Consider the following 26,078-nt stretch of genomic DNA (forward strand, 5'->3'; position numbering starts at 1 on the left):
GAATTGGTATTACACTAATTGACGTAATAATATGCCAGATTGATTGACACCGGGTGCAGCGGTCCTATAGTCGCCTAATCGAGAGTGGACGAGGGGACTGAGCGATGTTGGCAAGGCTGTGCCTTGTATGGTTGGCGATCTGGCTTGGCGCATCGCCGTCGCTTGCCGAACACTATTTCGTCCGCAACCAGAACGAATACGCCCACGCACTCAAGCAGATCGAGGCGGGCGACGTCATCATTCTCGCGAACGGAGAATGGCGCGATTTCGAGCTTGTGATCACCGGAAAAGGTCGCAAAGGCGCGCCGATCACTGTCATCTCCGAAGAGCCGGGCAAGGTCTTCCTCACCGGCCAATCGAGTCTTCGTATAGGAGGCGAGCACATCCTCGTCACCGGCCTTGTGTTCAAAGACGGCTACAGCCCGCGCGGCGAGGTCATCTCATTCCGCCGCTCCAAGCAGGACCAGGCGAAAAATAGCCGTGTCACCGAGGTTGTGATCGACAACTTCAGCAAGCCGGACCGCTACGAGAGTGATTATTGGGTCGGTATCTATGGCAAGAACAACCGGTTTGATCACAACCATCTTGTAGGCAAGACCAACAAGGGTGTGACCCTCGCGGTTCGGCTCGACAGCGAAGAAAGTCGCGAGAACGGCCACCGTATCGATCACAATTATTTTGGCCCACGCCCCGTGTTGGGATCGAATGGAGGGGAGACGCTGCGGATCGGCACGAGCCGTTATTCAATGCACCGCTCCAACACGCTGGTCGAGAACAATATCTTCGATCGCACCGACGGGGAGGTAGAGATTATCTCGTCGAAGTCGGGCGGCAACATTTTCCGCGGAAACGTGTTCCTGCGCTCGCGCGGTACGCTGACTTTGCGCCACGGCGACGACAACATCGTGGAGCGCAATGTCTTCCTCGGTCAGGGCAAGGATTACACGGGCGGCATCCGCGTCATCAATCGCGGTCAGATCGTTCGTGGGAATTACATGGAGGGTTTGCGCGGCGAGGCCTTTTCCAGCGCGCTTGCCATCATGAACGGCGTGCCCAATTCGCCGGTCAATCGCTATGTCGAAGTGGCCAATGCACGGATCGAAAACAACACCGTGGTCGATAGTCGTCGCGTTGCGTTCAATGTCGGCGCTGATGAAGAGCGCTCGGCTCCGCCCAGCAATACGATCTTCGCAAACAACCTGCTGAGCGGCATCGAGGGCGAATCCTTCATTGAAGTCTATGGCAACGTGTCGGGTATCCGTTTTTCAGGAAATCGCGTCTTGCGAGGCGGCGTGGCCAAGGAGCTTGACGGCATTGCGCGCGGCGAGGTCGAGATGGAACGTGCCGAAAGCGGCCTTCTTTATCCGGTCGATCCTGCATTTGCCCAAGTCGGCGCTCCGCACGATCTGAAGCCGGTCAGGCTCGGTGACGTAGGAGTAGCCTGGTACGGCAAGCCTGGTGACGAAGCGGTCTTTGGATCGTCCGGCAAGGTGATCGAGGTGCTGCCTGGCGAGGACACGCTGGTCGAAGCGGCGCTGGCCGCTGGCAACGGCGACGTCCTGTTACTTGGCACAGGTGAATACATCGCCAATCGCGCAATCCCGCTCGACAAGGTGCTGACGATCAAGGGCGGCCAGGCCGAGGGCGAAGGAGCGCCAGTCATTTTCTTCACTCGACCAACCCTTGTCGAGTTGCGCGAGGGTGGGAGTCTTCAGCTGGTCAATCTCGTGATCGACGGAGCACTCGCGCCGGATTCGGTCGGCAATTCGGCAATCCGAACGACGACCTTTCCGATCAAGTCGAACATGCAGATCGAGATGGACAGCGTCACGGTCCGCGGGCTTGTCGTGAACAAGTCCTTCAACGTCCTAACGCTTGGTAAGAGTGCGCTCGCCGATCGCGTGTCGATCAAGAATTCGACCTTCAGCGACATCACCGGCGCTGTCGTATCCGCCGCAGCGGAAACCGAGAATTTCGGCCAGTACAACGTAGAATATCTCGAGATTACCGGCAGCACCTTCGCCAATGTCGGCGGCCCGATTGCGAACATCTATCGCGGCGGGCGCGATGAAAGCACTTTCGGTCCGAACGTCACGATATTGGGCAATGCCATCGCAAATTCGGGATTGGCGGCCACGAATACACTTGGCGCATCGCTCTATCTCCATGGTGTCCAGAACGCGCGGATCGAGCGCAACGCAGTCGCTTCATCCGCGCCTTTCCGCATTGTCCACACGGTCGGGACACCCAAGACCACCATCACCGATAACAAATTCGCCGCGACGCCCGGCTTCGTCCTCGAAGAGTTGATTTTCGAAGGTGAACACAGGGCCATCCTTTCCGGCAACGTGTTTGTCGAGGAGAAGGGCGAATGAAGCGCGCGATGCTTCTCGCGGCAGCAATGGCTTTGTGCTCCTCCCCGGACACTGCCATCGCTGCCGCATCCCCGCAAACGGCCGAGTTGGAGGCGCGGGAATTGCCGCCGCTTTTTGCAGCAGAACTCGAACGAGCGAAGAACTTCGTCGACGGGATGATGGGCAAAGGAATAGTCGTGCCGGTCCCCAGGGATCCGGGCGGCGGCTACACCCACGAGCAGCACAAGCGCAATTACAAGGCAATCTATCTCGGCGGGCAGATTTATCGCGTGACAGGCGAGGGCAGATATCGCGACTTCGTCCGCGACATGCTGCTCGAATATGCCGAGCTTTATCCTACACTTGGCGACCACCCGGCCAAGGCCAACCAGAATGTCGGGCGCTTGTTCTGGCAGGTGCTGAATGATGCGATGTGGCTGGTCCACGCGGTTCAGGGCTATGGCGACATCCGGGACGCGTTGACAGCGGCTGAGCGTGCTAAGATCGACAACAACGTCTTCCGGCCCGCAGTGCAGTTCCTCTCGGTCGATTCTGAGCGGACCTTCAACCGCATTCACAACCATGCGACATGGGCGACAGCGGGCGTCGGGATGACCGGTTACCTTCTCGGCGATGAGGACATGGTCGAGCGCGCGCTCTTTGGGTCCGACAAGAGCGGCGGGGCAGGGTTTATCCGCCAGACTGAGCTGTTGTTTTCTCCCGACGGATATTACACCGAAGGCCCCTACTACCAACGCTTTGCTCTGCTGCCGTTTCTCGTGTTCGCCGACGCGATCGAACGGAACGAACCCGATCGCCGTATCTTCCAGCATCGCGACGGCATTCTGCTGAAAGCTCTGCGGACGACGATCCAGCTCAGTTATCAGGGCTACTTCTTTCCCTTCAACGACGCGATCCGCGACAAAAGCCTGAAGACCGCAGAGCTCTATGATGGCATTGCAATTGCCTACGCACAGACCGGCGATCCTTCGTTACTGTCGATTGCCGAATTCCAAGGGCGCACTGTCCTGACCGACGGCGGTTTCGCGGTGGCCAAAGATCTCGCTGCAGGGGAGGCGCAACCGTTTCCGTTCCGCTCGCTGCTCTTGTCGGACGGTCCCGATGGCGATCAGGGGGCAGTCGCAATCCTTCGTCGAGGCAAGGGGCCAAGGCACACTGCGCTGGTCGCGAAGAACAGCTCGCAGGGCATGGGCCACGGCCACTTCGACAAGCTCGCCTGGCAGCTTTACGATAACGGGCACGAAATCGTGCGCGATTACGGTGCGGCGCGATTCCTCAACATCGAAGCGAAGGAGGGCGGACGCTACCTGCCCGAAAACACGACGTGGGCGAAGACTACCGTCGCGCATAACACGTTGGTGATAGACGAAACGAGCCACTTTGGCGGCGATGTAAGGGTCGCAAGCGACCGTTGGCCCGAGCAGCATTACTTCTCCGACGCGGCGGGGCTACAGGTTTCGAGCGCGAGCATCGAAGGCGCATATCCCGGTGTCGAAATCCGCCGCACGCTGATCATGCCGGACATCGAAGGATTAGAAGTACCTCTGGTGCTCGATCTCGTCCATGCCGCAAGCAATGCACCGCACCAGTATGACCTGCCGCTGCACTATTCCGGGCACATCATGGACCTCGACTTCCAACGCGATAGCTACACGGCTGAGCGGCCAGTACTGGGCGAGGAAAACGGATACCAGCACATCTGGGTCGATGCCATCGGTGCGCTGAACGAGGGAAGGGGCGCGCTCACCTGGATCCATGACGGTCGTTTCTACACCTATCGCTTCTCCGGGAATGGACCCCTTCGGGCGATCCTGGGAGAGAGCGGGGCGAACGATCCCAATTTCAATTTGCGGCGCGAACCGCTGATCATCCTTCGCGCGATGCGTGAAGGCGAGGCAAGTTTTGTCGGCCTTATCGAAGCGCACGGCAAGTATGACGGGGCCGCCGAGCAGACTGTCGCCAGCCGCAGCCGTATCGCAGACCTTGTCCATGACCGCGTGGAAGGAAAAGACATCGTGCGCCTGACCCAGAGGTCAGGGCAGCGCCATGCGATTGCCGTATCGCACGATCCCGATCCCGAGGTGGCGCATAGCATCTCGCTCGATGGCGAGGAAATCGCCTGGACAGGGTTTGCGGCGGTGGTCGAACTCGCCGGAGGAGATAACTGAAATGGCATCTGTGGTGAAAGGGGCGAGCAAGCCTTTCGTGGTCGCGAACGACACGCCGAAAGAAGAGCTTGGCGGCGGAATCGTCCGCCAGATTCTAGGCTACGGGCCTGAAATCATGATCGTTCGCGTGTGGTTCGATAAGGGTGCGGTTGGGGAGGTCCACGCGCACAGGCACAGCCAGTCGACCTATGTCGAAAGCGGCAGCTTCGAAGTCTTCATCGATGGCGAGAAGCGAGTGCTCGGCGCGGGTGACAGCTTCTACATCGCACCATATCTCGACCACGGAGCTGTCTGCCTCGAACCCGGCGTGCTGATCGACACCTTCAGCCCTGCGCGCGAAGACTTTCTTGGCGAGGAGGGCTGAGACATGAAGATGCAAGGTTTGCGCTGGTGGGTGGTCGGCCTCGTCGCTTTGGCCACGATCATCAATTACATCGACCGACAGACGATCAATGTCTTATGGCCCGAGAACATCGCGCCCGAGCTGTTTCCCGACATGGATGCCGATGGGCATAAATACATTCTCGGGATCATCAGCACGGTCTTTATCTTCGCCTACGCTGCGGGCCAGGCCATTTTCGGCAAGATATTCGACTGGGTCGGAACACGGCTTGGTTTCGTACTTTCGATAGGTGTGTGGTCGCTCGCGACCGCTGCGCATGCCCTTGCAAAAGGCGTTGTCAGCTTCAGCGTATTTCGCGCGATCCTGGGCGTGGCGGAGGCGGGCAACTGGCCCGGCGCAACCAAGGCCAATGCCGAATGGTTCCCGACCAAGGAGCGCGCGCTCGCGCAGGGCATATTCAACTCGGGCGCGGCGATCGGCGGCATCATCTCGATCCCGCTCATCGGCTACATGGCGGTCTTCCTCGACTGGAAGATCATCTTCATTCTCGTCGGCCTCGTTGGTCTGCTTTGGCTCGTGCCGTGGTGGTTCATAGTGAAGGCACCGCCCGAAACGCACGATTGGCTTTCGGACGATGAGCGCGAATACATCCTCACTGGTCAGAAACCGGTCGATGCCGCCGCCGAAGACGAGGGGGGGTACAATCCGCCCACCGGGGAATTGCTGTCACGCAAGGAAAGCTGGGGCGTCATCATCGCATCGGCGGCGATCGACCCCATCTGGTGGCTCTTCATAGTCTGGATCCCGACTTATCTGGTCGAGGTGCACGGCTTCAACGTGAAGGATGTTGCGGCGTCCGGTTGGCTTCCGTTCGTTGGAGCGATGCTCGGCGCCTGGTCCGGCGGACTGCTCGCTCAGAACCGTTTGAAAGCGGGGTGGAGCGTCAATGCGACGCGCAAGCTCACGATTACGCTGGGTTGCCTGATCATGCTGCCGGCATTGCTCGCGCTTTCGGCTGCATCCGCTCCGTGGACAGCCTTATGGCTGATGTTCACCATCCTGTTCGGCTTTCAGGTTGCCATCGGCAATGTGCAGACGCTTCCGAGCGACCTTTATGGCAAGCGAACCGTCGGGACACTATCGGGCATTGCAGGCATGGCGGCAAAGCTCAGCGCAGCGGCGCTAACCTATCTCGTTCCGATCATGACCGCCGGTGCCAACTACTATTCGGTCTTCGTCCTCGGGGCAGTCCTCGCGCTGACGGCAATCGCCAGCGTCTGGCTGCTGTGCGGCGAGATCAAACCTTTGAAACCCAATTCGGCTTCGAGCCGTGTGCATTCCTAGGGGGAAAATCCGATGAAATTTGCAGGCAAAGTTGCGGTGGTGACCGGCGGAAGCCGCGACATCGGGCGAGCCGTTTGTGTCAAGCTTGCCAGCGAAGGTGCAAGCGTGGTCGTCAACTACAACAGCAACGAAAAAGATGCCGACGCAACGGTCGGTGCTGTCGAGGCTGCGGGTGGCAAGGGCATAAAGGTAAAGGCCGATGTCACCAGGGCGTCCGATGTCGATACCCTGATCTCCAGAACGCGGGAAGCATTCGGCGATCGGATCGACATCCTGGTGAACAATGCCGGAGGGTTGGTGGCGCGCAAGACGCTGGAGGAAATGGACGAAGATTTCTTCAACTCCGTCATGCAGCTAAATCTCACGTCCACCTTCCTCGCCTGCAAGGCTGCGGTACCGCACATGGGTGAGGGCGGAGCCATCGTGAACCTGGCATCGCTCGCAGGCCGTGACGGCGGCGGAGGTGGCGCTATGGCATACGCTACGTCCAAGGGGGCAGTGATGACTCTGACCCGAGGTCTTGCAAAGGAGCTCGGCCCGAAGGGAATTCGTGCCAACGCGCTTTGCCCCGGCATGATCGCGACCACCTTTCATGACAAATTCACGCCCGACGCCGCGCGCGAAAACGTGGCAAACGCGACGCCGCTTCGCCGTCAGGGGCGCGCTGAGGAGGTTGCCGATCTCGTGGCATATCTCGCTTCTGATGAAGCCTCTTTCATCACCGGGGCGAATGTTGATATCAATGGCGGTCTCGCGTTTTCCTGACATCCATTATCTGATCGGAGCACCTCTTTATGGCTGAATTCCTCTCGTTCGGCGAAATCATGTTACGGCTGAAAACGCCTGGGCACGAACGCTTTTTTCAATCGCCGCAGTTCGAGGCGACGTTTGGCGGCGGCGAAGCCAACGTCGCCGTTGCGCTGAGCAATTACGGCCTCGACGCAGGGTTCGTTAGCGCGCTGCCCGATAACGATATCGGTGGGAACGCGATAATGGAGCTGCGCAAGTTCGGCGTCGATACCCAGCATATCAGCCGCTCGGGAGACCGGGTGGGGATCTACTTCCTCGAAACGGGCTCTAACCAGCGTCCTTCCAAGGTTGTCTATGACCGGGCCAACTCCTCGATCTGCAACGCCAGCGCCGATGAATTCGACTGGCCCACCATATTCAAGGGCGCAAAATGGCTCCACATCACCGGCATCACTCCGGCTCTGAGCCAGTCCGCGTCGGACTTGTCGATGGATTGCGTAAAGGCTGCAAAAGCGGCGGGCCTTACCGTTTCGTGCGATTTCAATTACCGCGGCAAGCTCTGGAAATACGGCAAGACCGCGCCAGAGGTCATGCGCGACCTGGTGAAGTACGTGGATGTCGGCATCGCCAACGAGGAAGACTGCCAGAAGTCGCTCGATATCACGGTCGATGTAGACGTCGAGTCGGGTGAACTCGATACGAAAAAGTACGAAGCGCTCGGCCAGAAAGTGCTCGATATTTATCCTGACATGCACACGATCGCGATCACGCTGCGCGAGAGCCTGAGCGCGGATCGCAACAACTGGTCGGCTTGCCTGCGCACACGGGAAGATGGCTTCATGCTTTCACGCAAGTATGAACTCACGGATATCGTCGACCGTGTGGGCGGGGGCGACAGCTTTGCGTCGGCATTGATCTATGGCCTCAATGCCTATGAAGATCGCCAGCAGAGCCTCGAATTCGCTGTGGCTGCAAGCGCGCTCAAACACACGATAATGGGCGACTTCAACCGGGTTACGGTACCCGAAGTCGAAAAGCTGATGAGCGGCGACGGTTCGGGCCGCGTCCAGCGTTAAGACCGGCGCTCCGCGAGCGGTCTGATCCGATCACTGACAGGATGAAGCGTTGGGCGCGGCAAACGCGTCCAAGCTTCTGATGTCGTGCGAAAATCTGGGTGAAAATGGCTCCCCGAGTTGGATTCGAACCAACGACCAAGTGATTAACAGTCACCTACTCTACCGCTGAGCTATCGGGGAGCAGCTTCCCAAGCGGTATGGAGGGAAGCGGAGGCGAGCCTATATGGTCCGAGAGGCGCCTTTGCAAGGGGGTTTTGTGCACAAACCCTAATCTACGACAAACTGTTCGGACACGATACGTTCTTCGAGCGACTGGCCGGGATCGAACAACAATTCAAGTTCGGTGTCGCGCGCGATTTCGAGGCTTACTTCGGCGATGTCGCGCAGTTCTTTTTGGTCGGCCACGGCGGCGACAGGGCGCTTGTCGGGGTCGAGGACACGCAGCTTGATATGCATCCTGTCGGGCAGGATCGCCCCGCGCCACCTGCGAGGGCGGAACGGGCTGATCGGGGTGAGAGCGAGCACTTCGCTGTCGAGCGGCAAGATCGGGCCGTTGGCGGACAGGTTGTAGGCGGTCGACCCGGCAGGCGTGGAGACCAGCACGCCATCGCAGATAAGCTTCCTGATCCGCACGCGGTCGCCCACGGTGACTTCGATCCACGCCGTCTGGCGCGTTTCACGCAGCAACGAGACTTCGTTGATCGCGCACAGCGATTGCGTTTCGCCGGTCTGTGTAGTCGCCTCCATGCGCAGCGGCGCGATGGACTTTCGATGCGCCTTGGCGAGCCGCTTGGCGATATTCGCGCGCTTGTCATAGCGGTTCATCAGGAAGCCGACTGTCCCGAGGTTCATGCCATAGGCGGGTATGATCCGGCCCGAATCGAGCATGGCGTGGAGCGTCTGGAGCATGAAGCCATCGCCGCCCAGGACCACGACGACATCGGCCTCTTCGAGCGGCGCCCAATCCTGTTGGGGGGAAAGGGCTTTGTACGCCTCCTGCGCACGCTCCGTATCGGAGGCGAGCAGGGCAATGCGGTTGTAAGGATTGGTCGGCGCAGTCATCGTCGTGGTTGGCCCCCTCAAGCCGCAGCGCTGCTAATGACTTGTCCTGATGTTCCAATTTCGGTCGGATTGCAATTGATGTAAACTTTTGCCGCTATGCTCGCTTAAGGGGAATTCATGAGCACAAAGCCGCCATCGCTGCCGCACTCGCTTCGGGAGACCACGCATGGGTCTTTCCCGGGCGTGAAGGCGTCGGCTCTGGACAGGGATTTGCTCCGCGCGCTCGACCGGGCCGAGATCGAAGTGCTGTTTCAGCCGCAATTCTCCGGCATGTCGGGCGCGGTTGTAGGAGCGGAGGCGCTCGCCCGCTGGCAGCATCCGACGCTTGGCGAAATCGGTGCGAGAGACCTGTTCGCGATTGCCGAACGTGCCGCGCTGGTTGCCCCGCTTTCGCGCCATGTCGTCGCCCGTGCGCTGGAGAACGCTGCCAGCTGGCCCGAAAACCTCAGTCTCTCGCTCAACATCACGCCCGAAGAACTGGGCGACCCGCGCTTTGCTTCGGACTTCGCAATACTGATCGGCAAGAGCGAGATCGAGCCTCGGCGGCTCATGCTCGAAATTACTGAGGATTTGCTGCTCAGGAACCTGAAGCAGGCGAGCGAGGCTATCTCTGCGTTACGCAAGCTCGGCTTCCGCACCGCGCTGGACGATTTCGGCGCGGGTTTCTGCAACTTCCGCTACCTCCGAGAGTTGCCGCTCGATGCGATCAAGCTCGACAAGGTCATGGTCGAGGGCGTGCCCGGCGATGCCAAGGCGCTCGCCGTGCTACGCGCGATCATCGCGCTCGCCCGTGCGCTCGATCTCGAGGTCTATGCCGAGGGTGTCGAAAGCGACGTGCAACGCGCAGCAATCATCTCCGAAGGGTGCCAATACTGGCAGGGCTTCCTGCGTGCGCAGCCGATGAAAAGCGAGGACGTTCTGGCGCTCGCGAAGACCGCTCGTGGACGCGGGCACGGCTGACAATCAGGCCGGCTGTTTCTCGCGGCGTTTCTTCGATTTCCTGACGATTCCCGACAATCCCTTTGTCAGCTGGAAAAGTCCATTGAGGCGGCTTTCCGGATCCCCCCAGGCGCGATTGATGACAAGCTTCATGTCGGGACGAAGCTTGGCCGTGCCCTGAAGTCGGTCGACATAGGCGACAAGGCCTGCGCCATCGGGAAAATCGTCATTGTGGAAAGTGACGAGCGTGCCGCGCGCGCCGACATCGATCTTGGCGATGTTCGCCTCGATCGCCTGGTGCTTGATCTCGATCAGGCGGATGAGGTTCTTTGTCGGTTGCGGCAGATCGCCGAACCGGTCGATCATCTCTGCGGCGAGGCTTTCTATTTCGGCCCTGTCCTGCGCCTGGTTGAGCCGGCGATAAAGCGCCATGCGCACCGCGAGATCGGGCACATAGTCTTCGGGGATCATGATCGGCGCATCGACGGTGATCTGCGGCGAGACCTTGTCCCTTGCAGGCTCGAGACCCATCTCGCCTGCCTTCGCGGCGAGGATCGCATCTTCGAGCATCGACTGGTAGAGTTCGAAGCCGACCTCTCGGATATGGCCCGATTGCTCGTCACCCAAGAGGTTGCCCGCCCCGCGAATATCGAGATCGTGGCTCGCCAGCTGGAAACCCGCGCCAAGCGAGTCGAGGTCGCCCAGCACCTTGAGACGTTTTTCCGCGACTTCGGAAAGCTGCACGTCCTTCTCGTAAGTGAGGTAGGCGTAGGCGCGCAATTTCGAGCGGCCGACGCGTCCGCGAAGCTGGTAGAGCTGAGCAAGGCCGAACCGGTCCGCGCGGTGGATGATGATGGTGTTCGCGCTCGGCAGGTCGAGGCCGCTTTCGACGATGGTGGTCGAAAGCAGGACTTCGTATTTCCCCTCGTAGAACGCGCTCATCCGCTCTTCGATCTCGCCCGCGCCCATCTGGCCGTGAGCGGAGATTGCCTTCACCTCGGGCACGTGCTCGCGCAGCCACTCCTCGACCGCGGCCATGTCGGCGATGCGAGGGACGACGATGAAGCTCTGCCCGCCGCGGTGATGCTCGCGCAGAAGCGCCTCGCGCATGACCATGTCGTCCCACTCCATCACGTATGTGCGCACCGCGAGGCGGTCGATCGGGGGCGTCTGGATGGTGGAAAGCTCACGCAGGCCCGTCATCGCCATCTGCAGCGTGCGCGGGATCGGCGTGGCGGTGAGGGTGAGCATGTGCACGTCTGAACGCAATTGCTTGAGCTTTTCCTTGTGCGTGACGCCGAAGCGCTGCTCCTCGTCTACGATTACGAGACCCAAATTCTTGAAGCTGGTCGATTTCGAAAGGATCGCGTGGGTGCCGACGACGATGTCGATATCGCCGCTCGCAAGACCCTCGCGCGTCGCAGCCATCTCCTTGGATGAAACGAGGCGCGAAAGCCGCCCGACCTTGAGCGGGAACCCGGCAAAGCGTTCGGCGAAACTCTGGTAATGCTGGCGCGCAAGCAGTGTGGTGGGCGCGACGACAGCGACCTGCTGCCCGTTCATCGCCGCGACGAAAGCGGCACGAAGCGCGACCTCGGTCTTTCCGAAACCCACATCGCCGCACACAAGCCGGTCCATCGGCCTGCCGCTTTCCAGATCGCGCAACACGTCGGCGATGGCAGCATCCTGATCGTCGGTTTCTTCCCAGGGGAAGCGGTCGACGAACTGGTTGTAGCTTGCCTCGTCGACCGCGAAGACCGGCGCTTTCTTGAGCGCGCGTTCGGCCGCGACCTTCATCAGCTCGCCGGCAATGGCGGTGATGCGTTCTTTCAGCTTTGCCCGGCGGCGCTGCCATGCCTCTCCGCCAAGGCGATCGAGCGGGACCGATTCTTCCGACGAGCCGTAGCGCGAGAGGACGTCGATATTCTCGACCGGGATGAACAGCTTGTCGCCGCCCGCATATTCGAGCGCGACGCAATCGTGCTTGCTCTTGCCGACGCTGATGGGCTCGAGGCCGAGATACTTGCCGATCCCGTGCTCGACATGGACGACGAGATCGCCTTTGCCCAGCGCCTGAAGTTCGGCGAGGAAGGCATCGGAATCCTTCCGCTTTTTCTTTCGCCGCACGAGCCGGTCGCCGAGCACGTCCTGCTCGGTGAGGAGTTCCAGCTCGTCATTCGCGAAACCCGCCTCGAGCGGGAGGACCATCGCCGCAGTCTTGCCCTTTGCAGCGATGCCGAGGGCTTCCTGCCAGCTTTCTGCGGTTATGGTTTCGCACCCCGCCTCGGACAGGATCGAGGCGATGCGCGAGCGGCTGCCGGGCGAATAGGCAGCGAAAAGCGGCTTGCGAGAGGATTTCGCGACGCTGGCGAAATGGGCGGCTGCCGCTTCGTAGATATTGTCGCCGCGTCCGCGTTCGGGGGTGAAATCGCGCGCGGCCTTGAAGCCGAAATCGACCGTATTTTCCCCCTCGGGTGCGGCGAAATGGCTCGCGCGGTGGGCAGGGGCAGATTCGAGCGCTGCCTCGAATTCGTCCTTGCCGAGGTAAAGTGCGGTCGGATCGAGGGGGCGATAGCTGCCGGTCTTGTCGGCGGAGACCTTTTCGCGCTGATTGTGGTAATCCTCGATATCGGAAAGGCGCTCTTCGCCAGCGCCGAGCGCCGCCTGGTCGATCACCACGAGATCGTCTTTGCCGAGATGATCTAACAGGGTGCTGAGCTTCTCCTCGAACAGAGGAAGCCAGTGCTCCATCCCTGCCAGCCGCCGCCCGTCGCTCACCGCTTCGTAAAGCGGATCCTGCGTCGCGGCCGCGCCGAACAGTTCGCGGTAGCGCGAACGGAACCGCTTGATGCTGTCCTCGTCGAGCAGCGCCTCGGACGCGGGGAGCAGCAGGTGCGAGCCGAGCGTTCCGGTCGAACGCTGCGTGGCCGGATCGAACAGGCGCAGGCTTTCGAGCTCATCGCCGAAGAAATCGAGCCGCAGCCCCTCTTCGAGCGAGGAGGGAAAGATATCGACGATCGACCCACGCACCGCGAATTCGCCATGATCGACCACGGTGTCGGTGCGCGAATAGCCTTGGCGGGTAAGCAGCGCGGCGAGGCTGTCGTGCCCGATAGTCGTGCCGGGTCTAAACTCGCGCACGCTCTCGCGGATTCGGAAGGGCGTGAGCACCCGCTGGAGCACGGCATTGACGGTCGTGACCAGCAGCTGCGAACCCTTTGCCGGACGCTGCAACCGAAACAGCGCAGAAAGCCGCGCGGCGCTGACCGAAAGGGCGGGTGACGCGCGGTCATAGGGCAGGCAGTCCCATGCGGGGAACTCGATCACCTCCACCTCGGGCGCGAAGAACCGCGCGGCCTCCGCAGCCGATTTCATCGCCGCATCGTCCGGCGCGATGAAAACCGCCCGCTGCCCGCCATGGCGGGGGACCGCGCGGGCGAAATCGCCCATGATGAGCGGAACCGCGCCGCGCGGGAGCGACGAGAGCGTGAGCGGCGTCTTCGCCGTCAGGATGCGGTTCAGGTCTGGCATCGGTGCTCAATCAAGGTGCAGGGCGAAATTCCGTTCCCCCGGCATAAAGTGTGCGTGCGATTAGCGCGGGATATCGACGTAGTCGAGCGCCTGCATTTTCTCGATCAGCTCGCCCTGGAAACGCTCGGGCACAGGCGCGGTCTTCATCGCCCAGGCCATCACGTCGACATCGTCTTCGGCAAGCAGGTCTTCGAACCATTCAAGCGCAGCAACGCCCCACTCCGCCGAATAGCGATCGAAGAACCCGCCGATCATATAATCGGCCTCGCGCGTGCCGCGATGCCATGCGCGGAACTTGGCGCGCGCGAGCCGCTCTTCGAAGGTGGGCATATCCGTCATGCCGCGCCACGTAAGGTACTCGGCAATCGCGTTCAAGGCGGTATAGGGTGAGGTCATGCGCCCCGAGGCACTCAATCCGCTGTTTGCCGAGACCCGCGACCTCGAAGGTGTGGGGCCGAAGCTGATGAAGCCGCTGGAGAAGCTTGGCCTGACGCGGATCAAGGACGTCGCCTACCACCTGCCCGAGCGCTTTGTGACAAGGCGAGCGATAGCCAATCTCGACGAGGGCAGTGAGGGCGAGCAGGTGATTGTGGCGCTCACCCCTACCGAGCACCGGGCCGCGCGCAATCCAGGGCGTGGGCCGTACCGTGTGCTTGCGCAGGACGAGGCGGGTAATATCTGCGCGCTCACCTTTTTCGGGCGAGCATCCTATACGGCGAAAAAGCAGCTTCCGGTGGGCGAAAAGCGTTGGGTGGCGGGGCGGCTCGACCGCTACGGCGACATGCTCCAGATCGTCCATCCCGACCATGTCGAGAAGGATAGCTCAGCGCATATGGGGCGGTTGGTGGAGCCGGTTTACGCGCTGTCGGAGGGACTAACGCAGCCTAAAGTCGCCTCGCTAACGGCGCAGGCATTGGAGCGGCTGCCCGAGCTTCCCGAATGGATCGAGCCTTCGCAATTCGAGCGCGAAGGCTGGCCGGCATGGCGCGATGCACTCCATCTTGCGCACAAGGACCAACACGAGAAGGCGCGCGACCGGCTCGCCTATGACGAATTGCTCGCCAACAGCCTCGCTTTGCTATTGGTCAAGGCGGAAGGGAGGCGGCGCAAGGGGCAGGCCCTGATAGGCGACGGCCATCTGCGTGAGATGCTTTCGCTGCCGTTCGAAATGACCGGTGCGCAGAAGCGGTCCATTGCCGAGATCGAGGGTGACATGCAGCAGGAGGCACCGATGCTGCGCTTGCTCCAGGGCGATGTCGGGGCGGGCAAGACGGTGGTGGCGCTCCATGCAATGCTGATCGCCAACGAGGCGGGGAAACAGGCCGCTCTGCTCGCACCGACCGAGATTCTCGCCCGCCAGCATTTCGAGACTCTGCGGAACATGGCCGCGCCCACAGGGGTCGAAGTCGCGCTGCTCACCGGCCGCGCCAAGGGCAAGGAGCGTGAGGGCATCCTGATGGGGCTCCTAGACGGCTCGATCGATATCCTCGTCGGCACCCACGCGATTTTCCAGGACACGGTCAATTACAAGGATCTCGGCCTTGTCGTGATCGACGAGCAGCACCGCTTTGGCGTGCAGCAACGCCTCGCACTTGCGGGCAAGGGCAAACGCGCGCCGCATACGCTCGCCATGACCGCAACCCCGATCCCGCGCAGCCTCACGCTCGCTCAATATGGCGAGATGGATGTGAGCCGGCTGGACGAGCTTCCTCCGGGAAGGCAGGCGATCGACACGCGCGTCGTCTCGCAAGACCGGCTCGACGACATGGTGGCAGGGGTCGAAAGGCACCTTGCGAGCGGACAGCAGGCATACTGGGTGTGCCCGATGGTGCGAGACAGCGAGATCGCCGATATTGCCGCAGCCGAGGCGCGCTACGCCTCGCTCAAGGAGCGCTTCGGAGACGACGTCGTGCTCGTCCACGGGCAGCTGAAGCCAGAGGTGAAGGACGCGAACATGGAGCGCTTCGCCAGCGGCGAGGCAAAGCTGCTGGTTGCGACCACCGTGATCGAAGTCGGTGTCGACGTGCCGTCTGCCACGCTCATGGTAATCGAGCAGGCCGAGCGGTTCGGGCTTGCACAACTGCACCAGCTGCGCGGGCGTGTCGGGCGCGGGTCCGAGAAGTCGGTCTGCGTCCTGCTGCGGGGGAGCGAGCTATCGGAGACCGGCCGCAAACGGCTCGCCCTGATGCGCGAGACGCAGGATGGATTCCGCATCGCCGAAGAAGATCTCGAACTGCGCGGTGGGGGCGAATTGCTCGGCACCCGGCAATCGGGTGAGGCGGCGTTCAACATCGCCAATCTCGAACAGGTGCAAAAGCTGCTTCCCGCAGCGCATGCCGATGCGCGGCTTTTGATGGACCGCGACGGCGGGCTGACGAGCGAACGCGGCGAGGCGGCGCGGATGTTGCTCTACCTCTTCGAACGTGACTGGGGCGTGCAATTGCTTAGGGGCGGTTAGAAACCGAGCGCGGCGAGCTCCCGTTCTACCGCACCGCGATAGCTGCCGCCGAAAAGCCTCAGGTGCACAAGCCACGGCCATAGCCGGTAGAGCGGCTGCCTCTCGCGCCAGCCAGGTTCCGGGTCGAGCAACGCGAAGAAGTTCTCCGGAGGATGGTCGAACAAGGTGAGCATCGCCCAATCGACCTCGCGGTGGCCAAAGTAGCACGCCGGGTCGATCAGATGGGCATTCCCGTCCGACCAGATGACATTGCCGCCCCACAAATCGCCGTGCAGCAGCGAGGTCGTTGTGTAGGCGGGCAAGAGGTCGCCGATACGCTCGCACAGCCGTGCGATCCGTTTCCCGAGTGCGCTGTCGATATATGGCACGTGGCAAAGCAGTCGCCGCTCGGCCCAGAACCGCGCCCAATCCCTGCACCTTTGGTTGGCGATTGCGACCGGACCGAAGGCATAATCCTCGTCCCAGCCGAATGAAGCTTGCTTCGGTCGATGCAAGAGATGGAGCGTGTCGGCGAGCGCCTCCCACCGGTCGCTTGCTCCGCTCGCCTCGATCCACTCCATCGCAAACCACTTCTCGCCCGTGGCGATCACCCCGGGACAGGGCGCGCCGGTGTCGACGATGGCCGAAAGCATTCGCGCTTCGACCTCGACCAGCGGTCCAGCCTTTGCGACAATCTCGCGCCCATCTGCGAGCGTCAATCTGCTCGCGCCCGAGATATCTCCCCCAGCCAGCGGCGTAGTTCTTTCGACCGGGGATCCTAGCGCCCCGGCGATGGCTGCCAGGTCGAGCGTCACCCGCGCCCGCGAAGATGCTCGACGAGCGCCTGCGCGGCCATCCACGCGTCGTCCCACGTATCTGCGAAATTCTCCTCGCCGCCGTAGTAAGGGTCGGCAATTGCGGCCCCTTCGCGGCCCGGGACCATGTCCATCAGCAGGGAAACATGCGTGTCCGCGCCTTGTGGCCGCAGCGCCTCGATATTGCGCAGGTTCTGGTGATCCATCGCAAGGATGTGCGTGAACCGGGCGAAATCATCTCGCACCAATTGCCGCCCACGCAGGTGACTGATGTCGGTCCCGTTCCTGAGTGCGGTTTCGATTGCGCGCGGATCGGGCGGTTCGCCGACATGATAGGCGGCGGTCCCGGCGCTGTCGGCGAGAATGTCGAAACCGGCCTCCTCGGTGGCCCTTCGAAAAGCGCCCTCGGCAAGGGGAGAGCGGCAGATATTGCCGAGACAGACGAACAGGAAAGACGGTTCTTCGTTCATGCGCGCTTGCCTACTGGACCTTGCCTCACCCGCGCAATAGGAAGCAGCGCCAAGAGGAGACACCAGACATGCACAAGCTGATCGCCGCCGCCCTGCTCGCCGCAACCGCGATTGCGCCGGTTAATCCCGCCATCGCCCACGATCACGCTGCGGGCGAGACGGAAAACGAGGCGGTGGCGCAATACAAGGCGCTGCGCGAGGAGGTGTGGGATTGGACGCTCGACAACAATCCGCAGCTTGCAACCAGCGTGGGAGACCGACGCGGCGACGGGAAACTGGGCGACTGGTCGCTCGAAGCGCATGAGCGCAGCCTTGAGGAAATCCGCGCATTCCTCGCGCGGTTTGATGCGATCGATACCAGCGCGCTTCCGGCCGATTTGCTTGTCGATTACGGGGTAATTCGCCGCAGCCTCTCCGATGCAGCGGCAGCAGGCGAACACCAGCACGATTACTACATCCTGTTCACCAATCGCGGAGGCTGGTTCAGCGGTTTCGCCTCGCTCCCCTATCGCTCCCCTTTCTTCACGCTCGCCGACTATGAAAGCTATGTCGGGCGGCTTGAAGCCTATGCGAAAGTCAATTCCGATGCCATCGCGCGCAGCCGAGAGGCGGTCGCACGCGGCTTGACGCAGCCTTGCGAACCGATGGAGGGTTTCGAAGGTCGCATTGCGCAGCAGATCGCAGATGACCATACCCAATCAGCATTCTGGCAGCCATTTGCAGGCGAGAAGCCTAGCACATTGAGCGACGTGGACTGGGAAGCGCTCAAGACACGCGCCGAGACAGCGATCACCGGATCGGTCTTTCCGGCGTATCGGGAATTCCTTGAATTCTATGAGAGCGAGTACAAGCCCAATTGTCGCACCGGCACGCCCGGCATCCTCGCGACTGAAGGCGGCGACGCCTATTACGCCCACCGCGTGCGCAGCTTCACGACGACCGACATGACGCCCGACGAGGTGCATAATCTGGGCCTCGGCGAAGTCGCGCGCATCCGGGCGGAGATGGAAGAGGTCGCGGCCAAAGCGGGCTTCGACACGCGCGAAGCCTTCATCGAGCATCTGCGCACCGATCCCCAATACTACATGACCGACGAGCAGGAATACCTGCGCCACACGCAGGCTCTTGCGAAGGAAATCGACGGCTGGATGCCCAAGCTGTTCGGCAAGCTTCCGCGCCAGCCCTATACCGTGCAGCCGATCCCAGCCGCGAACGCTCCGGGCAACACTACAGCTTACTACGAGCCGGGTTCGCTGGAGACGGGTCAGGCCGGTATCTACCGGCTGAACCTCACCGAACTCGACCAGCGCCCGCTGTGGGAGCTTCCCGCGCTCGGCGTGCATGAGGCGGTGCCGGGGCATCACCACCAGATCGCGCTCCAGCAAGAGCTCGACATCCATCCGCTGCGCGCCAACGGCACGTTCTTCACCGCCTTTGTCGAGGGGTGGGGCCTTTATTCAGAGCGGCTCGGGATCGAGATGGGCCTCTACGACACGCCCGCCAAGCAGATGGGCCGCCTTTCATACGAGATGTGGCGCGCAACGCGGCTTGTGGTCGACACAGGACTGCATTCGAAGGGGTGGTCCAAGCAGGAGGCTGTCGATTACATGCTCGACAACACCGCGCTCACGCCCGGCAATGTCGATGCCGAGGTCAATCGCTACATGACCTGGCCGGGCCAGGCGCTCGCCTACAAGGTAGGCGAGCTCAAGATCCGCGAATTGCGGACGCGGGCAGAGGAGCGGTTGGGTGCAGAATTCGACCTGCGCGCTTTTCACGATACGGTGCTCGAGAATGGGGCGGTGCCGCTCGATGTGCTCGAAGACTATGTGAACAGCTGGATCGATGCACAGCTGGCCCAGAAGGCGGCGGAGTAAGGTCTAGGCTGCCTTCGCTGTGGGGAAGGGCTCGGTGCTTTCGAGCACTTCCTCGGTAATCCGGCGGATATTGGCCTTTGCCTTCAGACGCGCGCCGAGGAAGGCCGTGCCTGAAACCTTGCGCTGGACGAACAACGTCTCGACCGGCGGAAAGGCCCAGGTGTCCTTGTCCTGTGCGATCTCCCAACCTTCTTGACGGAGTAGGGGCACGAACGCGCGATCGCCGAAGTCGAACGGCGCATCGCGGCTCATTTCGTTGACGACGATCTCGATCATGCGGTCGACGCGGTCGCCGTGTTTCTCGACCACGATAGGAAGCATGAAGCCCGCCTTGATCGTTTCTTCCTTCACGCGCTCCTTGTCGCCCGCCATCCCTGCTTCGAGCATTGCGCGGTAAGCGTTCGCGACTTCGGGATCGACCTCCCGGCACGCACCGAAATCGAGCAGAATGATGTCGCCTGAATCCTTGCGATATCGGAAGTTCGCAAAGTTCGGATCGGTCTGCATCACGCCGAATTCGAACAGTTCACGCGCCACCAATCGCAGGAGCTTCGAGAATATCGCGTCGCGCCGCTCGTCGGTCTCGTTTTCAAGCTCCTCGATCGGGCTGCCATTCTCGAAGCTCATCGCGAGAATGCGATCGGTCGTCAGCGGCTCGTGCAGCCTCGGGACGATGAAGCCCGGCGTATCGGCGAGTTTTTCGCGATACATTGCCATCTGCTCCCCTTCGCGGCGGTAATCGGCTTCCTGGTGGAGCTGCTTCTTCGCCTCGGCGAGCAGCTTGTCGATCTCGAGCTCGGGCGGGGCGAAGCCTGCGACACGCAGCAGCGTCATCACGTTGTCGACGTCGCTGTCGATGCTTTCCGCGATCCCGGGATATTGCACCTTGATCGCCAGTTCCTCGCCATCGCGGGTCAGCGCCTTGTGCACCTGGCCGATACTGGCTGCGGCAATGGGGCGCGGATTGAACCAGCGAAACTGCTTACGCCAGTCTGGTCCCCATTCCTCGCGCAGCACCTTGTCGAGCTGCTTTGCAGGCATGAAATTGGCCTGGTCGCGAAGGGTCGCCAGAATGTCAGACAACTCGCGAGGGAGGTAATCGCCCGCATCGAGGCTGATCATCTGCCCCATCTTCATGGCCGCGCCGCGCAGGTGTGAAAGACGATCGGCCATCCGCCGTGCATTCCCGGGCGTAAGGATCAGGTCGCGCGGGTTCAGACCTTCGCCGCGCGAAAGCCTGCGCGCGCCCTCCGCCATCATCCCGCCGGCCACGCCGCTTGCAAGCCTGCCGAAACTGGCAAAGCGCGAAACACGCCCCGAGGGGACGGAGCGTTCGCGCGAACGGTCGGGTTTGTCAGCCATTATGCCTCTGGAAGTAGTGTGTGATCCCTTAAACACAAACGACGAGGGCCCGGGAAGTTTCCGCCCCGGGCCCAAGCCGCTCGATAATTGTCGAGAAAATGTGCGTTCGCGTCAGGCGATCCGCGTGCCGCCACGCAGGTAGTTCACGTAGATTGCGTGGATCAGGCCGGGGATGAAGAACAGCAGCGTGAGGATCAGGTTGATCCAGAAATCGTTGCTGAGACCCTTCTTGATGGCAACGCCTAGCGGCGGAAGAAGAATGGTAGCGATAAGAGCGATAAGTTCGAGCATGCCTAGAGGCTCCTTCATTGGGTTTGACAAAGTGCGCATTTTCGCGCCGTCTTTTGCCCGATCAACGGGTTAGGAGAGGCAAGCGTTCCGAAAAATTTATCGGAACAAGTGGCCGGGATACGTGTTTTCGCGGGGTCTTTCAGCTGATGCTGAGCCCGCCATCGACCGGCAAGCATTGACCGGTGATGTAATCGCTATGCTGTGAAGCGAGGAAGACGGCGAGCCCTTCCAGTCCCTCGTGATCGCCCGGACGCCGCAAGGGGATGCGTTTTTCCATCCACCGGGCGAACTTCGGATCGGCAGCAGCGGTGATATCGGTCTCGTAATAGCCGAACAGCAAGGCATTGGCCGTGATCTGATGGCGGGCGAGTTCAAACGCCGCGCCGCGCGTAAGGCCGTTCAGAGCGGCTTTCGATGCAGCATAGTCGGACGACCGGTTCACGCCCATGATCGACTGGCCCGAGGAGGTCGCAATCAGCTTCCCACCCGGATCGCCGTTCTTCGCGCGCTCGATCATGTGGCGGGTCACATGTTTGTATGTGAGCGCGGCCCCCCTGGTATTGACTGCCATCACCTCGTCCCATCCCTCGCGCGTCAGGTCGGGGATGGCAGCGCCTTGACCCGCGCGTCCGGCATTCGCGAAACATGCATCGACCCGCCCGAAGCTTTCGAGTGTCTTTTTCATCGCAGCTTCGATCTGGCTTTCCTCGGCTACGTCGCAGATGAGAGTGATCGCCTCCGCCGTTCCGTATGATCGCAATTCGAGCAGCGCCTTTGCTTTCTTCGCTTCATCGCGGGCCCAGATCGCCACATTCGCGCCAGCCTTTACAAGGCCGCGCGCCATGCCAAGTCCCAGGCCGCCATTGCCGCCGGTGACGACCGCGACGCGGCCGGAGAGATCGAACAGGTCCATGACCGCAACTGGTGGCGCAAAGGGGCGGGCGGGGCAAGGTGCGGGAACCGGCGCGCACTGTGCGCGGTTAGTCGGGATATGGACGGAAATTCTGATCTGACGCGAGCTGCGCGCTGGCTCGGCTATGCTGGGCTGCTGCCGCAGTTCGCCTGCCTCGCTTTTGCTCTGAGCGGTCACGAGTGGCGCTTCGTCGCGCTTGCCGGAGGCTTTGCCTATGCGGCGGCGATTTTCAGCTTTCTCGGCGGCGTTTGGTGGGGACAGGCACTCGCAAGCGGCCGGGGCGGTGCGGGGCCGTATCTCGTGGCGGTCATGCCGAGCCTGATTGCTGCCGTGTTGTTCCTGCCGTGGAGTTTTGGCTGGGATTGGCCGGGTCCTGCGCTGATGTATCTCGGAACGTTCATCCTGATCTCGCCGCTGGTCGACCGGGCGCTGGGCTATGCCTCGCGCGGGTTCGTGCGGCTACGCATACAGCTTTCGGTGGGGCTGGGGGTGCTGACCGTAATGCTGGGAATAGCCGCGCAGGCGATTGTGTAACAAGGCGATCGCCAGCCACCCGCGCTACTGCTCGGGAGTATTCCAGCCGCAATCGTCCCCCGGGCGATTTCGTGTCATGGAAAACTGGTCGGGGAGAGAGGATTCGAACCTCCGGCCCCTGCCTCCCGAAGACAGTGCTCTACCAGGCTGAGCTACTCCCCGACCGTGTCGGCCCCGCGCGGTGAGTCGCGCGGGTCGAGGCAAGGCGCGTGCCTATAGGTGTGGATGGGCGGGGTGGCAAGCGGGGTTTTGCGCCCTATACCATTTCGACATGCCGACTCTCGAAACCGCAGATACGATTCCTTCCGATCTCCACGGGCCGGGCCATTACGAGTGGCAATATCTCGACCTGATGCGCCAGATTTGGGAATCTGGGAGCGAGCGGGTCGACCGCACCGGCGTTGGTACGCGCTCGATTGCGGGTGCGATGCTACGGTTCGACCTTGCGGGCGGCGCGATGCCGCTGCTCACCACCAAGCGGGTCTATTGGAAGACGGCCACACGCGAAATGCTGTGGTTCCTCACTGGCGAGACGAATATTCGCCCGCTGGTGCTGCAGGGCGTGAAAATCTGGAACGAATGGCCGCATGCGCGCTATGTCAAGGAAACCGGGGAGGACATCAGCCTCGAAGAGTTCGTCCAGCGGATCGCCGATGATGAGGATTTTGCAAGACGCTGGGGCGATCTCGGCCCGGTCTATGGCAAGCAATGGGTCGACTGGCCGACCTATCGCTATCGCAAGGACGGACTTTACGAGAAGGGCGAGGGGATCAACCAGGTCGCCGAGGTCGTCGAAAGCCTCAAGACCTCTCCCGGCAGCCGACGCCACATCATTGAGGGCTGGAATGTCGCCGAGCTCGACCGGATGGCGCTGCCGCCGTGCCACAAGACCTACCAGTTCCATGTTGCCGGAGATCGGCTGAACTGCATGCTCTACCAGCGGAGCTGCGACGTTGCGCTAGGCCTGCCGTTCAACCTTTGGTCGGCAGCATTGCTCAACCGGATGATGGCGCAGCAGGTGGGGCTCGAGCCGGGTGAGCTTGTTTGGATGGGCGGAGACGTGCATCTCTATCTCAATCACGAGCACCTGATCACCGAACAGCTCTCGCGCGAGCCGTCCGGCAACCCGACTCTCGAAATCACCAGAAAGCCCGAAACAATTTTCGATTACAAAATCGGGGATTTCGTGGTGCATGATTACGCGCCGCAGGCCCCTATCAAGGCTCCTGTTGCGGTCTGATCGGGGCCGCTTGACCGCCATAATTTGCTGACATAGGCGACGCTCGCAAACGCTTTTGCTGGGAGAGCAAGCCTATGGCCGATCCGGCCGACAATTCCCCCAATTCGGGCGACAATCGCCCAGCGCTCGCACTGCATGTGCCCGAGCCGAAATACCGTCCGGGCGACCCGGTCGACTTCTCCGACATTGACATCGGCAAGCCCGGCGACCAGCCGCGTCCCGATGAAAGCGCGCAGCCAGACGACATGCAGGACCTTGCCTATGGTCTGGTCCGTGTGCTGGGCGATGACGACAAGGCGCACGGCCCATGGGACCCGAAACTGGATCCGGAGACCTTGCGCACCATGCTCGGCCACATGGCCATGGTCCGCGCTTTCGACGAGCGCATGTTCCGCGGACAGCGGCAGGGCAAAACCAGCTTCTACATGAAGTGCACCGGCGAAGAAGCGACCAGCGTTGCCGCGTCGATGGCGCTCGCAAGCGACGATATGGTGTTTCCGTCCTACCGCCAGCAGGGCATCCTGATCGCGCGCGGCTATCCCATGATCGAGATGATCAATCAGATCTATTCGAACAAGGGCGACAAGCTGAAGGGCCGCCAGCTCCCGATCATGTATTCGAGCCGCGAACACAGTTTCTTTTCGATCTCCGGCAACCTCGCGACCCAGACTCCGCAGGCCGTGGGCTGGGCGATGGCGAGCGCGATCAAGGGCGACAGCCGGGTCGCGGCGACATGGGTGGGCGAAGGTTCGACCGCAGAAGGCGATTTCCATTCCGCCTGCACCTTCGCGACCGTTTATAATGCGCCTGTGATCCTCAACGTAATCAACAACCAGTGGGCGATTTCGAGCTTCTCCGGTTTCGCTGGAGCCGAACGCACCACGTTCGCGGCGCGTGCGCTGGGATACGGTCTTGCAGGGCTGCGGGTCGACGGCAACGATGCACTTGCCTGCTATGCCGCAGAACAATGGGCCGCCAATCGCGCCCGCGCCAATGCCGGGCCGACCCTGATCGAGTTCTTCACATACCGCGCCGAGGGTCACTCCACCTCGGACGATCCATCGGGCTATCGCTCCGCGCAGGAGCGCGAGGAATGGCCGCTTGGCGATCCGATCATGCGCCTCAAGAACCACCTCATCGCGATCGGTGAATGGGATGAGGACCGTCAGGCCGAAATGGATAAGGAGTGCGCCGAGAAGGTGAAAGCAACCACCAAGGAAGCCGAGAAGAACGGCATTCTCGGCCACGGTCTTCACCACCCGTTCCACACCATGTTCGAAGACGTGTTCGAAGAGCTGCCATGGCACCTCGAAGAACAGGCCGAACAGGCCACGCGGGAACGCAAGATCAAGTGGCCCGACAGCCACCCCAAGGATGGAGCGGGCAAATGAACGCTCAGACTGAAACCGCAAAGCCCGCTGAAGGCGAAACCGAACGCCGGATCAACATGATCGAGGCGATCAACGAAGCGCTCGATATCATGCTCGAACGCGACGACGACGTAATCGTGATGGGCGAAGATGTTGGCTATTTCGGTGGCGTGTTCCGCTGTACGGCGGGCCTCCAGGAAAAGCACGGCAAGACCCGCGTGTTCGACACGCCGATTTCGGAATGCGGCATCATCGGTGTCGCCGTGGGCATGGGCGCCTATGGCCTACGCCCGGTCCCGGAAATCCAGTTCGCGGATTATATCTATCCCGGCCTTGATCAGCTGATCTCCGAAGCGGCGCGGCTGCGTTACCGTTCGGCTTGCGATTACACCGCGCCGCTGACTGTGCGATCGCCTTTTGGCGGGGGCATTTTCGGCGGACAGACGCACTCCCAATCGCCCGAGGCGATCTTCACCCATGTTGCCGGGCTCAAGACGGTGATTCCTTCGACCCCCTATGATGCGAAGGGACTGCTGATCTCGTCCATCGAGGACAATGATCCGGTGATCTTCTTCGAGCCCAAGCGCATCTATAACGGCCCGTTCTCTGGCTATTACGACAAACCTGTCGAGCCGTGGAAGAAGCACAAGGACAGCGTGGTGCCAGAGGGGTACTACAAGATACCGCTCGGCAAGGCGCGGCACGTGACCGAGGGCGACGCGCTGACCGTGCTCGCCTACGGTACAATGGTGCATGTGGCCGAAGCGGTGTGCCGCGAAAAGGGCGTCGATGCGGAAATCCTCGATCTTCGCACGCTCGTTCCGCTCGATATCGAGGCGATCGAGGCTTCGGTGAGGAAGACCGGCCGCTGCCTGATCGTGCACGAGGCAACCCGCACCAGCGGCTTCGGAGCGGAATTGTCTGCGCTGGTTACCGAGCGTTGCTTCTACCACCTCGAAGCCCCGGTCGAGCGGGTCACGGGCTTCGACACACCTTATCCGCACAGCCTCGAATGGGCTTACTTCCCCGGCCCCGTCCGCATCGGCGAGGCGATCGACAAGATCCTGGGCGAATAACATGGGGAGCGCACTTTCCTACTCGGCGATGCGTGTGGCAGTGCAGGGTCAATCGACCGGTGCCGATACGGCGAGCGGGTTGGACAAGTGTCAATTTCGTGAAAT

21 protein-coding genes and 2 tRNA genes are annotated in these 26,078 nt (G+C 61.5%); 13 read left to right on the forward strand and 10 right to left on the reverse strand.

The genetic code is table 11. The features are described from left to right. Positions 1-104: 104 nt before the first annotated feature. The 6 genes from FIU90_RS08980 to FIU90_RS09005 are packed head-to-tail and all read left to right on the forward strand — an operon-like array spanning position 105 to position 8,056. Positions 105-2,375, forward strand: a complete 2,271-nt coding sequence (locus tag FIU90_RS08980) for a polysaccharide lyase 6 family protein (RefSeq protein WP_152434433.1) — start codon at positions 105-107, stop codon at positions 2,373-2,375. Continuing rightward, complete coding sequence (locus tag FIU90_RS08985) at positions 2,372-4,543, forward strand: alginate lyase family protein (RefSeq protein WP_152434434.1); 2,172 nt, start codon at positions 2,372-2,374, stop codon at positions 4,541-4,543. Before FIU90_RS08980 ends, FIU90_RS08985 begins: the two co-directional genes overlap by 4 nt. 1 nt (position 4,544) lies before the next feature. Further along, the gene (locus FIU90_RS08990) at positions 4,545-4,907 is read left to right on the forward strand and encodes a cupin domain-containing protein (RefSeq protein ID WP_152434435.1); all 363 of its coding nucleotides are present in this window, start codon (positions 4,545-4,547) and stop codon (positions 4,905-4,907) included. A gap of 3 nt (positions 4,908-4,910) precedes the next feature. Then, positions 4,911-6,230 carry an MFS transporter gene (locus tag FIU90_RS08995; protein WP_152434436.1) on the forward strand — a complete coding sequence of 440 codons (1,320 nt, stop codon included), beginning with the start codon at positions 4,911-4,913 and terminating at the stop codon, positions 6,228-6,230. Positions 6,231-6,242: 12 nt separating this feature from the next. Next, a complete protein-coding gene (locus FIU90_RS09000) occupies positions 6,243-6,995 on the forward strand; it encodes an SDR family NAD(P)-dependent oxidoreductase (protein WP_152434437.1) in 753 nt (250 codons plus the stop codon). A 29-nt stretch (positions 6,996-7,024) separates the two neighbouring features. Next, the gene (locus tag FIU90_RS09005; RefSeq protein WP_152434438.1) at positions 7,025-8,056 is read left to right on the forward strand and encodes a sugar kinase; all 1,032 of its coding nucleotides are present in this window, start codon (positions 7,025-7,027) and stop codon (positions 8,054-8,056) included. A gap of 105 nt (positions 8,057-8,161) precedes the next feature. Here FIU90_RS09005 and FIU90_RS09010 read toward each other — a convergent pair. Next, positions 8,162-8,236: transfer RNA gene (locus FIU90_RS09010), tRNA-Asn, on the reverse strand. 87 nt (positions 8,237-8,323) lie between these two features. Continuing rightward, positions 8,324-9,118: an NAD kinase gene (locus FIU90_RS09015; RefSeq protein WP_152434439.1), complete on the reverse strand. Its 795-nt coding sequence runs from the start codon at positions 9,116-9,118 to the stop codon at positions 8,324-8,326. Between the two features lie 117 nt (positions 9,119-9,235). On the opposite strand from FIU90_RS09015, the gene FIU90_RS09020 reads away from it, so the two are divergent. Next, a complete protein-coding gene (locus FIU90_RS09020) occupies positions 9,236-10,078 on the forward strand; it encodes an EAL domain-containing protein (protein WP_152434440.1) in 843 nt (280 codons plus the stop codon). Between the two features lie 3 nt (positions 10,079-10,081). Here FIU90_RS09020 and mfd read toward each other — a convergent pair whose 3' ends face one another. Both mfd and FIU90_RS09030 read right to left on the reverse strand, forming a co-directional pair. Continuing rightward, entirely contained in the window at positions 10,082-13,588 is a 3,507-nt protein-coding gene (gene mfd, locus FIU90_RS09025) for a transcription-repair coupling factor (protein ID WP_152434441.1), read from the reverse strand. Positions 13,589-13,648: 60 nt separating this feature from the next. Further along, positions 13,649-13,927 (reverse strand): succinate dehydrogenase assembly factor 2, encoded by a 279-nt coding sequence (locus tag FIU90_RS09030; protein ID WP_152435781.1) that lies wholly within the window; start codon positions 13,925-13,927, stop codon positions 13,649-13,651. Positions 13,928-13,982: 55 nt separating this feature from the next. Here FIU90_RS09030 and recG point away from each other — a divergent pair, with 55 nt between their 5' ends. Next, a complete protein-coding gene (gene recG, locus FIU90_RS09035; RefSeq protein ID WP_152434442.1) occupies positions 13,983-16,046 on the forward strand; it encodes an ATP-dependent DNA helicase RecG in 2,064 nt (687 codons plus the stop codon). Here the strand turns inward: recG and FIU90_RS09040 are convergent. Both FIU90_RS09040 and FIU90_RS09045 read right to left on the reverse strand, forming a co-directional pair. Further along, complete coding sequence (locus tag FIU90_RS09040) at positions 16,043-16,840, reverse strand: fructosamine kinase family protein (RefSeq protein WP_152434443.1); 798 nt, start codon at positions 16,838-16,840, stop codon at positions 16,043-16,045. The genes recG and FIU90_RS09040 overlap by 4 nt on opposite strands. Then, positions 16,837-17,310 carry a low molecular weight protein-tyrosine-phosphatase gene (locus tag FIU90_RS09045; protein WP_152434444.1) on the reverse strand — a complete coding sequence of 158 codons (474 nt, stop codon included), beginning with the start codon at positions 17,308-17,310 and terminating at the stop codon, positions 16,837-16,839. Before FIU90_RS09045 ends, FIU90_RS09040 begins: the two co-directional genes overlap by 4 nt. Positions 17,311-17,378: 68 nt before the next feature. Between FIU90_RS09045 and FIU90_RS09050 the strand changes: the two genes are divergently transcribed. Continuing rightward, positions 17,379-19,187: a DUF885 family protein gene (locus FIU90_RS09050; protein WP_152434445.1), complete on the forward strand. Its 1,809-nt coding sequence runs from the start codon at positions 17,379-17,381 to the stop codon at positions 19,185-19,187. 3 nt (positions 19,188-19,190) lie between these two features. On the opposite strand, the gene FIU90_RS09055 is transcribed toward FIU90_RS09050, so the two are convergent. The 3 genes from FIU90_RS09055 to FIU90_RS09065 all read right to left on the reverse strand — a co-directional run bounded on the left by FIU90_RS09055 (position 19,191) and on the right by FIU90_RS09065 (position 21,753). Further along, positions 19,191-20,549 (reverse strand): AarF/ABC1/UbiB kinase family protein, encoded by a 1,359-nt coding sequence (locus FIU90_RS09055; RefSeq protein ID WP_152434446.1) that lies wholly within the window; start codon positions 20,547-20,549, stop codon positions 19,191-19,193. Positions 20,550-20,660: 111 nt separating this feature from the next. Continuing rightward, positions 20,661-20,840 (reverse strand): YqaE/Pmp3 family membrane protein, encoded by a 180-nt coding sequence (locus FIU90_RS09060; protein WP_152434447.1) that lies wholly within the window; start codon positions 20,838-20,840, stop codon positions 20,661-20,663. A gap of 139 nt (positions 20,841-20,979) precedes the next feature. After that, complete coding sequence (locus FIU90_RS09065) at positions 20,980-21,753, reverse strand: SDR family NAD(P)-dependent oxidoreductase (RefSeq protein ID WP_152434448.1); 774 nt, start codon at positions 21,751-21,753, stop codon at positions 20,980-20,982. Positions 21,754-21,831: 78 nt separating this feature from the next. Between FIU90_RS09065 and FIU90_RS09070 the strand changes: the two genes are divergently transcribed. Further along, positions 21,832-22,287, forward strand: a complete 456-nt coding sequence (locus FIU90_RS09070; RefSeq protein WP_152434449.1) for a DUF3429 domain-containing protein — start codon at positions 21,832-21,834, stop codon at positions 22,285-22,287. Positions 22,288-22,372: 85 nt separating this feature from the next. Here the strand turns inward: FIU90_RS09070 and FIU90_RS09075 are convergent. Then, positions 22,373-22,449, reverse strand: a tRNA-Pro gene (locus FIU90_RS09075). A 109-nt stretch (positions 22,450-22,558) separates the two neighbouring features. Here FIU90_RS09075 and thyA point away from each other — a divergent pair. From thyA to FIU90_RS09090, 3 genes are all read left to right on the forward strand, one after another. Next, positions 22,559-23,527 carry a thymidylate synthase gene (thyA, locus tag FIU90_RS09080; RefSeq protein ID WP_152434450.1) on the forward strand — a complete coding sequence of 323 codons (969 nt, stop codon included), beginning with the start codon at positions 22,559-22,561 and terminating at the stop codon, positions 23,525-23,527. 74 nt (positions 23,528-23,601) lie between these two features. Further along, positions 23,602-24,918: a 3-methyl-2-oxobutanoate dehydrogenase (2-methylpropanoyl-transferring) subunit alpha gene (locus FIU90_RS09085; RefSeq protein ID WP_152434451.1), complete on the forward strand. Its 1,317-nt coding sequence runs from the start codon at positions 23,602-23,604 to the stop codon at positions 24,916-24,918. Continuing rightward, positions 24,915-25,973: an alpha-ketoacid dehydrogenase subunit beta gene (locus FIU90_RS09090; RefSeq protein WP_152434452.1), complete on the forward strand. Its 1,059-nt coding sequence runs from the start codon at positions 24,915-24,917 to the stop codon at positions 25,971-25,973. Before FIU90_RS09085 ends, FIU90_RS09090 begins: the two co-directional genes overlap by 4 nt. The last annotated feature ends 105 nt before the right edge of the window (positions 25,974-26,078 follow it).

The organism is Erythrobacter sp. THAF29, from assembly GCF_009363635.1.
In the GTDB taxonomy this organism is placed as follows: Bacteria; Pseudomonadota; Alphaproteobacteria; order Sphingomonadales; family Sphingomonadaceae; genus Erythrobacter.